This is a genomic window from Chondrinema litorale (assembly GCF_026250525.1).
Lineage (GTDB): Bacteria > Bacteroidota > Bacteroidia > Cytophagales > Flammeovirgaceae > Chondrinema > Chondrinema litorale.
The window spans coordinates 2,538,806-2,551,566 of sequence record NZ_CP111043.1 but is presented as its reverse complement, the minus strand read 5'-3'; the positions used below and the strand labels follow the sequence as shown (position 1 = coordinate 2,551,566).

Below are 12,761 nucleotides of genomic sequence, written 5' to 3'. Positions count from 1 at the left end.
TAATGTATCTTAACACCTTATTATTAGAATGAGATTCCTGTTTTAATATTCAATTTCCTATCTTTCTTCACAAATCTATTTTTTAATAAAGCTATAAGATAATGCCCCAAACACTAACTTGTCAGAAAGAGCTATTTAGTCTTCCCGATGATATCACCTATTTAAATGGTGCTTACATGTCGCCATTATTAAAAAGTGCAGAAGAAGCAGGTATAAAAGGTATTCAATTAAAAAGAGCTCCAAACGACATTACACTTCATCACTTTTTCGATCAGATTCAAAATCTTAGAAAAAGCTGTGCTCAACTCCTTAATGCATCTAACCCAAACAACATTGTAATGATACCCGCTGTATCTTATGGAATGGGAATCGTTGCTAAAAATCTAGATATCAAAAAAGGAGAAAATATAGTGATAGCTGGGGAGCAATTTCCAAGTAATGTTTATACATGGATGTCTTTGGCAAAAGAAAAAAATGCCGAGTTAGTTATTGTCTCTCCTCCCACCACAACTGAAAATAGGGGAAAACGCTGGAATGAATCTATACTTGAAGCTATAAACTCTAAAACAAAACTTGTAGCTATTTCACATACTCACTGGGCCGATGGCACTCTTTTCAATTTGAAGGCCATAAGAGAAGCAACCAATAAATATGATGCGTTAATGGTAGTCGATGGTACCCAAAGTGTAGGGGCTTTGCCTTTCGATATTTCAGATATACAGCCTGATGCTTTAGTATGCTCTGGTTATAAATGGATGTTAGGTCCTTACGGAAGTGGCATTGGTTATTTTAATGAGAAATTTGCTAATGGTACTCCTCTAGAAGAAGCTTGGATCAACCGCTACGAAAGTGAAAACTTTGCTAATCTAGTCAATTACCAAGATGAGTATCAGCCTGATACGCTGCGGTTTGAATCTGGAGGAAGAAGTAACTTTATTAATGCACCAATTTTTCAGGCAGCAATTGACACCATTTTGAACTGGGGAGTTGATAATATTCAAACATACCTCTTTGAATTGATTGATAAACCAATTGATAAATTAAAAGAGATTGGCTGTATTATAGAAAATAAAAATTATTTCAGTCCGCATTTATTTGGTATCAGACTGACTAAAGCTTTCGATATGGATAAACTAAAGAGAATATTAAACGAAGAAAAAATATATGTTTCTTTTAGAGGAACTGCTATGCGTGTTTCACCCCATGTTTATAATGAAGAAGCTGATCTTGAAAAACTGATTTCAGCAATTGAAAAATCTAAAAAGTAACCTGCAATTTGAGAAACTACTTAACTAGCACTTTTGGGTAGTTTCTCAAAACTGAAAATAGATAAACTCTTTTCCTCCAAACCAGCCAAACAAAAGAATAGTAAATAATAAAAGATACAATGTTAAATTAGGCATTGCCAACCATCTTGAGCCTTTATTAAAAATCAATTTTCTAAAAGACACTCCCCTATTTTGATAATACTCAATCAGCATTAATAAAATTATTGATGTAATTGCTAAACCCATTTCATAAGAAGAATCCAGAATAGTGAAATAGCTTTTCCAATTATTAAAACTTCCAGAGACAATATTCTTCAATATTATAAATGCATCTTTGAGGTTTTCTGCTCTAAAAAAAATTGTTCCTAATAAATACAGATGGAAGGTGATAACTACATCTAATAGCTTATTGGAGAATTTCTGAAGTAATTTACTATTAAAATATTTTCTAAAATACCTGCCTCCTACTATCAATACACCATTTAATGCTCCCCAAATAATAAATGTCCAAGAAGCTCCATGCCAGATTCCTGAAATAAGAAATATGAGAAATAGGTTAACATATATTCTTTTAGGGTTCTTTTTATTAAGTGGCATAAAAATATAGTCTCGCAACCATAGCATAAAAGACACATGCCATTTAGCAAAGAAATCGAGCAATGAACTGGCAAAAAATGGTCGCTGAAAATTTTGCATCAAATGAATTCCCAACATTGCAGCAACACCAACTGCAATATCTGAATATGCAGAAAAATCACAATATACCTGAAACCCAAATAAGTAAACTGCAACTAAAGATTGTCCTCCATCAAAATACTCTGGATTTGCATAAACCTGATCTACATAAACAGCAAGTCTATCTGCAATAACCAACTTTTTAAAAAATCCCCATAGTGCTAGTAAGAACCCATAAGTTATTTGGTCTGTATTCCAAGAAATATTTTTTCGAAACTGGGGAATTAACTGAGAAGCTCGCTCAATAGGGCCAGCTACTAACTGCGGAAAAAATGAGACATAAAGTGCAAAAACACCAAAACTCTTTTCGGGCTTAATTTTATCCCGATAAACATCTATGGTATAACTCAATGTTTGAAAAGTGTAAAAAGAAATACCAACTGGTAACAACCAATTATATCGTGGAATTTCAGTACTACTCCCTACAAAACTTAAAACTGCTTGCAGATTTTCGGTGATAAAACCTAAATATTTAAAAGAAGCCAACAAACCGAGGTTTACTAACAAGCTTGTTGATAACCAAAAATTCTTAACTGACTTACTTTCTGATTGACAAATTCTAATTGCTGCTAAATAATCTATGCTAGTAGATAGCAAAATGAGAAAAGCGTAAGACGGATTCCACCACATGTAAAAGAAGTAGCTGGCAATTAATAGCAAAATCGACCTGTATTTATATTGTAGCAAATAGTAAATACAGAATACGAGAAGAAAAAAAACTAAAAACTCTACTGAATGAAATAACATTTCAAACTATTTCAGGCGTACGAACCATTTCTAAGCAATATTCTTAATAGATAATAAAAGCCTCCCAAACACTGCAACAGAAACATAGTAAGTACTAGCTTGTCTTTCCAATTACAGATTAAATAAAATTTTAAAAATGAATTAATTAACCTCGCCTTTTCACTTTTGAAAAAATACTTTTCGAAACAGTTTTTTAAAAAGACATTTAAACATACCCAGTAAAAAATATAATTTGCCACAATTGCCTGCCAGATAAAATTACAGTGAAACTGCCTTGATCCTGTTTCTGTAAGAAAAGCAAACATGAGCAAACCAAACACTAATAAGCTAGCAGAAAATAAAAAGTGCTTATTAGTAAATGCTTTTTTTGCATTAAAAAGAATGAAGACTATTGGAAAAGCTAGAGACAACAAAGTAGACCAAATAACATGATTTGAATAATGACTCCATACATGCAAAAAATTAATAGCAACTCCCCCATTATCTCCGCTTAAAGTACCTGCACTCTCCCATTCTCTAGCAAACAATATCAAATACTGAATTATTACAAGGATAACTCCCGGAGCAAATAGCATTAGTTTCTTAAAAAAAACTGACCAGCCATTCCAATATAAAAAACTAAAAAGTAAGCTTACAGGAACTATACAAAAGAAAAAACTTGGCTTAATCAGTACATTTATTATCGAAAGTAAGATAATAGAATTATTAACTGATTTATCATTTTCTATAATTCGTATGTAGCATTTATGATATAGCAGTAATGCAAATGGCATTAATAATATAGTAGTGCTATTATGCCACTGATTCGGTGAGACCTGTCCGAAATACCAATTGTTATAACTTGCTGGTAAACTGAACACAAATAGCATCAAAAATGAAAATAGTTTGATAACCTTTAAATTCTCACTATCACTCAAATATTTCTGAAAATCTAAACTTAAGCTATCTGTAATTTGCCATTTAAAGAAAATACTACAAGCTAAAATAAAGGCCGCAACTACAGACAAAAGCTGCATACTATTAGAAAAGCCTGAAAAAACGGCCAAAATCAAATAATATAAAAAGTTAGGTCGCCAATAACCTGTTTGGTAAAACTCTAGAAGCTGTTTATTATGTGTATAAAAATCTAGGTGGTTAATTGGAGTAAGTACCAGAAACATTAAAAAAAATACCGGAATAAAGAGAAGTGCTTTTTTTGCAAAGCCGGAATCATGTTTAGATGAAAAAACAGATAGTATTCCGTTCACAACTCATAAGTTTTAAAAGTTTAAAAAATAAATACGCTTTCTACACGAAATACACTTAGTCTTAATTGTTGATTTTAGTAGAAAATTATCGTTATCTAATGGAATTATTTTCCCTTAAAATTTTTTCTAAAAAATAGAATCACTCTTCAAAAGATTTAAAACCCACAATTTTAGTACATACCTACATTAATCAAGACTTATCCTTTTATTGAGTATTCATTAAATTGTATTAACATCTCTAATGATATTCACTTAATTCCTATTCAAAATGTTAACTTTAAAAAATGAAATTGATGAACCCTATTGTATTGTTTCACTAATTGCTGATGCAAATGCCGTTTTTATTGAATGGCACGATGCCACAAAAACATCGCAAGTAGAAATTGCAGCAAGCAAAATACAAGAAATAGTTGAGCAAAATAATTCAGAAGAGATCATTTCAGATTTTAGAAAATGCAAAAAGTTTGATCAGGATGCTAATGAGTTTTTAAACACTACATTTTATCCTGAGTTATCAACAAGTGGTGTAAATAGACATGCTATTATTTTTTCGGAAGAAGTATTTAAAAGGATTATGAAAAAATCTTTTTGCAGATTTTATTCTGGCTACTTCGAAGTTGAAGTCTTTAAAGGATTTAGTGATGCTTTAAATTGGCTACAAAAAAAATATGTGAAATCTGCATCCTAATTTCTTTTTATTTATATTATTTACCAAGTCTTATTTAAGACAGACTTACCTAGACTAAGAATTAATTTTTTAACATGTAAGTAAATATCAGTTTCATGCCAAAGCTGCTGAGCCTAAGACTATCTGAAAGTTATTATTTAAAAGCAATAGTAGGTTTAATACAATTAATTCGGGTTCCCAACCTGATACTGCTTGTTGTTACCCAATATTTTACAAGAATTTTTTTAATAGGAGCCAATACTTCTTGGAAACACGAAATTTTAGATATTAACTTTTTCTTATTGGTCTTATCTACAGTAATTATTGCTTCTGCAGGCTATATTATAAATGACTATTACGATATAAAAATTGATACTATTAATAAGCCTGACAAGGTTGTAATAGGCAGGATTTTTAGAAGGCGTGTTGCTATGGCTGCACATACCGTATTAAATGTAGTCGGTGTTGGTATCGGCTTTTATCTTTCTAAATACATTTTTCTAATTAATTGCTTGGCTGCAGTCTGGTTGTGGTTCTACTCTAACAGGTTAAAAAGATTACCGTTTTTCGGAAACTTTAGTATCGCTGCCTTAACTGCACTTTCCATTTTTGAAGTAGACATTTACTTTATGAGGTTTAATCCTCATATTTATGTATTTGGCATTTTTGCCCTTTTTATATCACTCATTAGAGAGATAATAAAAGACATGGAAGATATAAAAGGAGATATGAGGTTTGGGTGCAAAACACTCCCAATTGTTTTAGGCATCAGAAAAACCAAAATAATAATTTACTTCTTTCTAGCTCTGCTAATTATTACAATTACAGGTTATGCAAATTACACACATAATAGTGCTATGAGATACTATTGTTTGCTCATGTCTATACCTACCGTTTACTTCATTTATAGAATTTATTTCGCTGACACTAAAAGAGAATACCACTTCCTTAGTATGTATTGCAAGTTAATCATGTTGAGCGGTGCCATCATAATGATTTTTTTGTAACATTGTGATTAAAATTCTATGAACCTTCACCAATAAGTTTTTGGAAAAAGACATCCCATATATCGCAATTTTTGCCTCAGGCACAGGTAGTAATGCAGTTAAGATTATTTCTCATTTTAGAGAGAATAACATTGAGGCTAATTTTTGTATCCTTTCAAATAAAAAAGATGCACCCGTACTGCAAAAAGCAGCAGAATTAAACATAGAAACATTTTCTTTTGGCAGAAAAGATTTTGCAGAAAACGATACTGTATTAAATTACCTAAAAGAAAAAAATATAAAGCTGATTGTACTCGCCGGATTTTTATGGTTGGTTCCAAAAAACTTGGTTGAAAATTATCCAGAAAAAATCATAAACATTCATCCAGCATTGCTTCCTAATTATGGAGGTAAAGGAATGTATGGTATGAAAGTACATACAGCCGTAGTTGATAATAAAGAAAAGGCATCCGGAATTACCATCCACTTTGTTGATGAACATTACGATCATGGAAAACACATCTTACAAAAGAGTTTTGATGTTCTTCCAGATGATACTCCGGAAATGGTGGCAAAAAAAGTTCAACAACTTGAACACAAATATTTTCCACAAGTTGTTGAAAACTTATACCTTCAATAGAAAGGTTATTTTTCAGTAATTAAATACCTATTTCCCATGCGAATTATCCTTTTTACAGGCAAAGGAGGTACTGGCAAAACTACTATTGCTGCAGCAACCGCATATAAAGCAGCAAGAGAAGGATATAAAACATTGGTAATTTCTACAGATCCTGCACATAGTTTATCAGATGCGGTGAATCAGCCATTAGGAGCAGAACCTACTCTCATTACAGAAAACCTATACGGCCAAGAGTTGGATGTATATTATTCCATGAAAAAATACTGGGGCAATATGCGAAGCTTAATGCTACAGGTTTTTCGCTGGCAAAAGGTAGATAATATTTTAGCAGAGGAACTGTCTGCTTTGCCGGGTATGGAAGAGGCCTCAGCTTTTCTTTGGATTGAAAAATATTATGAAGAAAAAGAATACGATATTATAATTATAGATAGTGCCCCAACCGGTGAAACACTCACATTATTAACCTTGCCTCAGGTTACTAAATGGTGGGTAACAAAAGCATTTCCTTTCCAAAGAACTGCTATTAAAACACTTGGCTCTGTAATTAGAAATGTAACTGGAGCTCCGGTAGATCATGGGTTTGAAGAACTGGAAAATATGTTTGACAAGCTAGAGAAGGTTCAGAAAATATTTAGCAAGCCAGAAATTTGTTCTATTAGACTGGTTACCAATCCTGAAAGAATGGTAATACAAGAAGCTAAACGAGCTTATACTTACTTACAATTATATGGCTATAATGTAGATGCAGTGGTTGTAAATAGAATTTTACCAGAAATGGATGTTGACAAAACTCCTTTCGCTAAATATATTACTACCCAAAAGAAATACCTGAAAGAAATAACTGATACTTTTCAGCCTTTGCCTATTTTTAAAGTTCCTCACCAAGGAGAAGAAGTATTTGGATTAGATTTACTAAAAGAAATTGGAGAAAAAGCCTACGATGAAAAAGACCCTACTGAGGTTTTCTTTCAGGAATCTCCATTTAAAGTAGAAGAGACGAAATATTATTATTTTGTGAAGATTAGATTGCCACTGTTAGACGATAAAGAATTTAAGGTAAATAAAATTGGAGATGAGTTAATAATCCAGCTAGCCAACCAGAGAAAAAACATGTTTTTACCTAAATTCACGAACTTCTACGAAATGGAAGATTATAAATATGATAACCCTTGGTTGATAGTTTCTTTTTCTAAAAACTCAAAAAAAAGCTAGAGATCAATATGCTTTAGTGCTTCTTTTCTACTCAAGTTAGAAAGTGGCTGCTCGTTTACAAACTCAATAACTTTATCAGGATTAGTTTTGGCATATTGTCTCAATACCCAGCCAACGGCCTTTCTTATAAAAAACTCTTTTTCACCTGAAAGTTTTGTGCAATAATTGAACAATCTCTCAGTATCAGTTTCTTGCTTATAACTTAATTGAAATAACAGCGCAGATCTTCTTATCCACATATTTTCAGATTCAACCCAGTTATCCATCACTGTAATAAGTTCAGGATATTTTTTTACTAAATAACCCACTAAATGTGAAGCAATTAAATCCACCGTATCCCACCAACTATTGGTTTCTATAAGCCATTTTATTAACTCAAGACTTTTTGCATTGAAATACTTTTTTTGTTTTTCAGCAATTTCAATGGCAAAATAGTGCATCTCTCTTTGAGAGTATTGATAGGCGCTTTTAATTGTTACTTCAATAAACTCAATAGGAGGATAGCCTTCTACTAGAAAAAAGTTTTTAATTAAAGTTTTTCGTAGAGGTGACTTTAGTCCATAAAAATCGAATTTATTTTTAAGATATTCACTTTGTTGTACAGCTATTTTGGCATTGCCATTTTCGCTAAATATCTCAGTGATATTAGTAAGATAGCCATCAACACTAAACATCAATTATAAAACTCTTTTTACAGATTAAAGAAAAATTGAAATCTTAATGCAGGAAATACTGCTGGGAATTGCTCAAACTGTCTGGCATCATGCACCAAATCTGTCTGTTGACTTTGATACAGCCTAAAGTTTAAACCTACATCTACATTTACTCCTAATGGTCCTTCTCCATAAAAAGCCTTTCCAATAGATGGAGTAAAGTAAAAAATATTAGAAGTTACATCAGTTTTAATATCATTTAGATAAGAAACCTTTTGAGTAAAATAGTAAATAGGCATTTTACTATTCACATTAGATTTGCCAAAATGATATTCGTGTTCTAATGTTACGGCAGATGTTCTACGACTATTATTCGGAATGATTACCGTGCCATAACTCATACCTATCTTGCTAAGATTGGTAAACTTGTACTTCATACCTAAATGCAACAAATCAGGAAAGCCTAAGCCAAGATCGACTTCAAATTTTTGATCTTTGGACATTGATTGTGCAACGCTTGTGTTCCAATAACTTAGAATCCAAAAGCTAAAAACTAGAGTAAGTATTATTCTTTTCATAGGCAAAAAAAAGGGAATCCAAGTATCTGCTCTTTATATGAGTAACTTAAATTAGTTACTACTGTTTATAATAAATTAGCTTATTTTCGGAGTAAATTATATGGCATTCAGAAACTTTATTGAAATTAATTAAAAAAATGCTAAAAGTATGCAACTATTTTGATTTTAACATTTACTTCATCACCTTCACCCAACCTCTACATTCAGTACCATAAGGCGATATAAGTAAGTAATGATATACAGATTCTGGTAAATCTTCTCCTCCCCACTCTCCATTATAATTATCGTTTTCGTAAACTAAATCGCCCCATCGGTTATAAATCTCAATTTGCCAACCTGAAAGTTTGCTTGGAATAACGAATTTCTCATTCACAGAGTCATCATTAGGGGAGATCGCATTTGGTGGCACAACTTGTTCTATTATTACTTCTTGACTAAAGCTTTCTGTACATTCACCTTGTGTAGCATATAAAGTAATGGTATATATTCCTGTATCTGGATATACATAAGATGTTGGAATAATATCTGAATAACTTTCACTATTACCAAAATCCCACACATAGGTATCTGCTCCTTCAGATAGATTTTCAAAAGTAAGAACAGGTTTTTCGCCACATTCTTCATTCATTGAGATTTCAAATTCTGATACGATTTCTGGAAATACATTTACCTGAACAGTAGTGTCTATAAAGCAGCTATTTTTATTATAGATTCTAACAGAATAAGTTGTATTTTCTGTAGGTGAAACTATTGGAGTTGAAGAAGATGGATTATCGATGCCTCCAAGCGGACTCCAAGTATAAGCTACTCCTCCTGTTACTTCTAATTGTACAGACTCTCCATAACAAATTTCTTGAGTAGGGCTTATCGTAACATTTTGATAAAAAAGAGATGCCTCTACTACATTTACATCAACCTCCACAGTATCTGTATCTGAACAAGTTTCATTAATACCAACTAAAATGATCTGGTAAGTACCAGATTCTTCGAAAGTAAGTGTTCCAGGTTCTTCACTGTTAATGATTCTATCATCACTAATAATCCAAGCATACTCAGCCACATTTTGCGAATTATTGATAATTTCTACTTGGTTAAGTGTATCGCAAGTCTCAATCACATTTACCTGAAAGTCTGCTATTACTTCTGGTTGTACCATGATAGTAACCACACTATCTGCCCTACAACCAAAATCGTTGATCATGGTAACAGTATATTCAATGTTTTCTGGTGGAGTAGCTATTGGATTAGCAATATTTGGATTACTTAAATAAGTTTGAGGACTCCATCTGTAAATTGTTGCCCCACTAGCTGAAAGTTGAAATTCTTCCCCTCCACAAATAAATCCACCATCTTCAACTGCAAATTCTTGTTCACCTACACTTATTGTTTCTGTATAAACATCTTGTTCTGTACAAGTGGCTGCATCAAAAGCTGTAATACTTACTACATAATCTCCTGGCTCTTCAAACATATACACAAAACCTGTATCTGCAACAGCGTCTATAACTACACCATTAATTTCCCAAATAAAGCTGCTGCCCCCTAGGCTAGTATTACTAAAGGTAACTGGTGATGGAAGACAAGGTATTTCAGGTCCGTATTCAAATGATGCTTCTAGAATTGCCATATCGAATTTAAAAGCAGCATTGTTACATCTTGTAGCAGTACTTGTTTCAGAGGTAGAGTTATTAACTCTGTCAAAAGCACCTATTGTTGTGGGGTAATTACTTTGGCCACACGAACATACCGAATGATATACAACTCCTTTCTTATCAAAGCGGCTAGTACCTCCATCAACATGCTCACCAGTGCCTGCATTACCACCGAAATATGTTGCATAAAGTAATTCATCAGCATCTGCTGACAGCACCATTAAATAAAAATCACTTCCATCTGTATTAGTTTGATAAGCATCTTCTGTAATTGGAAGCCCATATGTATAACCACCAACATAATTAGCATTTACAGCATTTACATTTCCACCCCAACCTGCTAGATAAATATTAGAACACTCATTAACCAATAATGCTGTTGGGCAAATATCTGGCGAGCCAGAACCAGAACCTATTACAGTAGAAAAGATTGTCGTTTTAAGTCCTCCACCTATTTTATGAACAAATTGCCCACTTCCATCATTAGAATAAGTATTTACTGAAACAGGATAATCTCCACTGGTTTGGCCAAAAACAGTAATATTGCCAGAAGCATCAAGATCTAGTAAAAAAGCTTGGTCATAAGCATCGGTTCCTAAATAGGTAGATTCTATTATTTGTGTTCCGTCGTTCGAAATAATTGTAAGAAAACCATCTGTTCTACCACCTTGAAACTCCTCATGTAATACATTAGCAGTTGTGGGAAAATCAAGACTGGTAGTACCACCTACTACAATTATGTCGCCTTCATCATTTAATTTAATATTATACACAGCATCGCGTCCACCACCTCCAAGTAACCTACTCCAAATTAAAGAACTTAGGTCAGAATTAAACTTAGCAATTAAACCATCTTGCTCGCCTTGAAGTACCTCTCCAGTAGTTATCACCACATCAGACGAATGTGTTGAGGTAGCAATATAGATATTACCATCATCATCAGTAATCACATCTCCTCTCAATTCATCTCCATAATTTCTCGAAAGGTATAATCTGGTGAGCTCATTTATTCCATCTGTATTAAATCCTCCAAAAAAAGTTGCCCCAATTAATTCGGAACCATCAGGATTTAATTTAGCAGTAAAAATATCAGCCCCATTATTAAAATCAACTCCACCTATTACTGTTCCAGCCACTCCCCCATCAAAAGTAGAGTCGTAAGCATTTTCGGTGATTGGAAAATCTGGAGAAGATGTTGTTCCAAAAATAACCAATTCGTTATTACTATTGACGACTAAACTTTGTGGCACTTCTGTATCTTCACCACCTAGGTATGTTGCATAAATTTGATAAGAACCAGTTGAGTCATATTTTGTAATAGCAATGTCAATTTCTTCAGCAAAATTTACTTGAAAAGCTCCAGTTGTTGCGGGAAAGTCATTTCCAAAAACGATACCTCCAGCATATAGCGAACCTGCATCGTCATAAGTAGCAGTGTTTCCCCAGTTATCAGAAACTGATCCTGAAAATGTTGAAAAAACCAATACTGGATCAATTACAAGCTCGTAGTTTTCATCATATCCCTCTGGAAATTCAAATGTTAGTCGCTTATTTTTTAGCGAAAATTCTGTAACAACTTCTTTCTTTACACCATTAATTATCTGGTAAGAATATGGTTTTTGCTCAATGAGCTCATTTACAGTAGTTCTAATGTATAAATTCCCATTTATTAGCTCAATTTCAGACTGCCCCTCATAATCCATCTTAATTTTTTTTGTATTGCTGCCGGGAGCTACAGTAAACTCATATTTAAAATCTTCTCCATTATGGTAATACTTAAGATCAATCCCCTCATATAAACCTTGATAATTAATTTGCGAATAGGCTTTTACATTTCTAGCCCATTTTTCAGAATTATTCCCTAAAAAATAATTATACGAATTGGCAAATGGGTTTATAGGAACAACATTTACATCGGAAGAAGCTTTGTAAAAGTTTACTTTAAAACCATGAGCTCCTATTAAACCTGAGTTATCTGGATTATCCGCCACACTTACTCTGTTAGATGCTGATGAGTTTGTATGTTGATGTTTTGCTTGAACAGCTACCTCATCGTAAAATACATAAGTGAAAGCACCATTGTGTAGAAATAAATAACCTCCAGGTAAATCTGCTCTATAAAGTATATCTGAGTCCCACTGATTTTTATTCTCTTTAAACAAAAAAGGATCTGCCTGCAAAGAAAATCCTGTAAGCATTAGAAATAAATAAAAGATTGTAGGCCTTATTTGGAAATCTTCTGGTTGTAAAGATATATTTAAGCTCATAAGCAAAACTCAACAGTACTTTCTAAAAAACTTCGATAGATGGTGAAATATTACTTTCAGATTAAAAAGTAATTTTTTGATTAATTATTTCAGATTTTGACCACTTATC

10 protein-coding genes are annotated in these 12,761 nt (G+C 32.8%); 5 read left to right on the top strand and 5 right to left on the bottom strand.

Annotated features, from left to right (window positions below):
* Positions 1 to 101: 101 nt before the first annotated feature.
* Positions 102 to 1,268 carry an aminotransferase class V-fold PLP-dependent enzyme gene (locus OQ292_RS10595; protein WP_284682099.1) on the top strand — a complete coding sequence of 389 codons (1,167 nt, stop codon included), beginning with the start codon at positions 102 to 104 and terminating at the stop codon, positions 1,266 to 1,268.
* A gap of 45 nt (positions 1,269 to 1,313) precedes the next feature.
* Here the strand turns inward: OQ292_RS10595 and OQ292_RS10590 are convergent, their stop codons facing one another.
* Both OQ292_RS10590 and OQ292_RS10585 read right to left on the bottom strand, forming a co-directional pair.
* Positions 1,314 to 2,663, bottom strand: coding sequence for an MBOAT family O-acyltransferase (locus tag OQ292_RS10590; RefSeq protein WP_284682098.1), 1,350 nt, complete (start codon positions 2,661 to 2,663; stop codon positions 1,314 to 1,316).
* A 98-nt stretch (positions 2,664 to 2,761) separates the two neighbouring features.
* Positions 2,762 to 3,997, bottom strand: a complete 1,236-nt coding sequence (locus OQ292_RS10585) for a hypothetical protein (protein ID WP_284682097.1) — start codon at positions 3,995 to 3,997, stop codon at positions 2,762 to 2,764.
* 268 nt (positions 3,998 to 4,265) lie between these two features.
* Here OQ292_RS10585 and OQ292_RS10580 point away from each other — a divergent pair, with 268 nt between their 5' ends.
* From OQ292_RS10580 to OQ292_RS10565, 4 genes are all read left to right on the top strand, one after another.
* The gene (locus tag OQ292_RS10580) at positions 4,266 to 4,685 is read left to right on the top strand and encodes a hypothetical protein (protein ID WP_284682096.1); all 420 of its coding nucleotides are present in this window, start codon (positions 4,266 to 4,268) and stop codon (positions 4,683 to 4,685) included.
* 95 nt (positions 4,686 to 4,780) lie between these two features.
* Entirely contained in the window at positions 4,781 to 5,671 is an 891-nt protein-coding gene (locus tag OQ292_RS10575; protein ID WP_284682095.1) for a geranylgeranylglycerol-phosphate geranylgeranyltransferase, read from the top strand.
* A 40-nt stretch (positions 5,672 to 5,711) separates the two neighbouring features.
* Positions 5,712 to 6,290 carry a phosphoribosylglycinamide formyltransferase gene (gene purN, locus OQ292_RS10570; RefSeq protein ID WP_284682094.1) on the top strand — a complete coding sequence of 193 codons (579 nt, stop codon included), beginning with the start codon at positions 5,712 to 5,714 and terminating at the stop codon, positions 6,288 to 6,290.
* 36 nt (positions 6,291 to 6,326) lie between these two features.
* A complete protein-coding gene (locus OQ292_RS10565) occupies positions 6,327 to 7,502 on the top strand; it encodes an ArsA family ATPase (RefSeq protein ID WP_284682093.1) in 1,176 nt (391 codons plus the stop codon).
* Here OQ292_RS10565 and OQ292_RS10560 read toward each other — a convergent pair.
* The 3 genes from OQ292_RS10560 to OQ292_RS10550 all read right to left on the bottom strand — a co-directional run bounded on the left by OQ292_RS10560 (position 7,499) and on the right by OQ292_RS10550 (position 12,652).
* On the bottom strand, positions 7,499 to 8,176 hold the full coding sequence (locus tag OQ292_RS10560) for a DNA alkylation repair protein (RefSeq protein WP_284682092.1): 678 nt from the start codon (positions 8,174 to 8,176) through the stop codon (positions 7,499 to 7,501). The two genes, OQ292_RS10565 and OQ292_RS10560, sit on opposite strands and share 4 nt — an antisense overlap.
* A gap of 17 nt (positions 8,177 to 8,193) precedes the next feature.
* Positions 8,194 to 8,658, bottom strand: coding sequence for a hypothetical protein (locus tag OQ292_RS10555; protein WP_284682091.1), 465 nt, complete (start codon positions 8,656 to 8,658; stop codon positions 8,194 to 8,196).
* A gap of 247 nt (positions 8,659 to 8,905) precedes the next feature.
* A complete protein-coding gene (locus OQ292_RS10550) occupies positions 8,906 to 12,652 on the bottom strand; it encodes a DUF7948 domain-containing protein (protein WP_284682090.1) in 3,747 nt (1,248 codons plus the stop codon).
* Positions 12,653 to 12,761 lie beyond the last annotated feature (109 nt).